The organism is Streptomyces sp. NPDC001292, from assembly GCF_042896465.1.
GTDB lineage: Bacteria > Actinomycetota > Actinomycetes > Streptomycetales > Streptomycetaceae > Streptomyces.
In genome coordinates this window covers 1-1,674 of record NZ_JBIAXG010000132.1, presented here as the reverse complement: position 1 = coordinate 1,674, position 1,674 = coordinate 1, and the positions used below count along the sequence as shown (strand labels likewise).

The 1,674-nt window shown below is 69.4% G+C and carries 2 protein-coding genes; one reads left to right on the top strand and one right to left on the bottom strand.

What is annotated here, in order from left to right; all coding sequences use genetic code 11:
• Positions 1-503 (bottom strand): plasmid pRiA4b ORF-3 family protein (locus ACFY4A_RS42550; protein WP_390834667.1); only part of this gene is annotated, 503 nt, incomplete at its 3' end.
• Positions 504-605: 102 nt separating this feature from the next.
• On the opposite strand from ACFY4A_RS42550, the gene ACFY4A_RS42545 reads away from it, so the two are divergent.
• Positions 606-1,664, top strand: a complete 1,059-nt coding sequence (locus ACFY4A_RS42545; RefSeq protein ID WP_390834666.1) for an IS630 family transposase — start codon at positions 606-608, stop codon at positions 1,662-1,664.
• The last annotated feature ends 10 nt before the right edge of the window (positions 1,665-1,674 follow it).

Below are 1,674 nucleotides of genomic sequence, written 5' to 3'. Positions count from 1 at the left end.
AGGCGGTCCTCGTGTTCTTCGTGGCGGGGGTCGGCAAGGATCTCGATGAGGTAGTCGTATCCCCAGATGCCGCCGCAGTCCTCGGGCGGGCAGGCTCGGCGGCCGGTGAGGCATCGGGGGTAGGGGGTGCCGGCCTCCGGTGCGGTGACGTCCTCGATGAGGATGTCGTGTTCCCAGTCGTCGCCGAAGTCGTAGGTGTAGCGGAGCCGGTCGCCGGTGCGGGGCGCCACCTGGCCGAGCCGCTTGGAGGCGGCGCTGCGGATTCCCAGGTCGCGGTCGGCGACGCCGTATCGGTCCCGGCCGGTCTCGAAGGCCCACATGTGGTAGTCCTCCCAGCCGAAGGCGGCCTGGATGACGTCGTGCAGCTCGCGCAGGGTGATACCTGACGGCACCTCCAGGCGGCGCCAGATCGGAGGCCGGGAGTCCCGCAAGGTGATCTTGATCTTGTGCACGGTCTTGCTCGGTGCCGTCTGCGGGGTCTTCGCGCTCCTGCTGTTCGCCATGGCGGCCATCCTGCCACCCATACCCGCCTTGCCCCGGTGGAACGTCTACCGCCGCCCCCAGCAATGATCAACCCGATTCATGGATTCGAAGGGGTGGGGCGCGTGCCGGTGGCAAGTCCGTTCCAGGTGGCCTGGGACGGTGAACAGCGCAAAGTGCTGGAGGAGTTAGCGCGGTCACGGACCGCGCCGTTGCGCCGGGTGCAGCGGGCCCGGGCCGCGCTGGCCTATGCGGACGGTGGCGCGAATGCGGCCATCGCCCGCGCCCTTGGCGTGCATCTGGACACCGTACGGCGCTGGCGCAAGCGGTTCGCCGCCGACGGCCTGGCCGCGCTGGAGGACCGGCCCCGGCCGGGTCGCTCCCGCCGTTACGGCCCCGACGTGCACCTGGCCATCGTCGCCACCGTCACCTCCGCCCGGCCCGCAACCGACAGCCACTGGACTCACCGAGCCATCGCCCATCGCCTGGACGCGATCGGGATCTCTGCGTCCCAGGTCGGGCGGATCCTGGCCGGCCTCGACCTCAAACCGCACCTGGTACGTGGCTGGCTCACCCGCCCGGAGGATCCGGACTTCTACGCCAAGGCCGCCGAGGTCTGCGCACTCTATCTGCGCTGCCCGCCCCACTCGGTGGTGCTCAGCGTGGATGAGAAAACCGCGATGCAGGCCCGCTCCCGCCGCCATCCGACCCGCCCGGTGAAGCCCGGCCAGACCGAGCGGCGCGAGTTCGAGTACCGCCGCCACGGCACCGCCTCCATTATCGCGGCCCTGGACGTGCACACCGGCCAGGTCCTGGTCGAAGACATCGTCCGCAACGACTCAGCCACCTTCATCCGCTTCCTGCGGATGCTCGACCAGTCCATTGACCCGAAGCTCACGATCCACCTGGTCCTCGACAACGGGTCCTCCCACGTCTCGAAGGCGACCCGGGCCTGGCTGGCAGCGCACCCGAGGTTCGCCGTCCACCGCACACCCAAACACGCCTCGTGGCTCAACCAAGTCGAGATCTTCTTCTCGATCCTGGCCCGCCGGCTGCTGCGGCGCGGTGAGTTCACCTCGCGCCAGGACCTCATCGACCAGATCCGCGAGTTCACCCTCGCCTACGACGACGAGGCCCGACCGTTCCGCTGGACCTACGACGGAACCCCACTCAAAGCCGCATAACCCTCGCAAG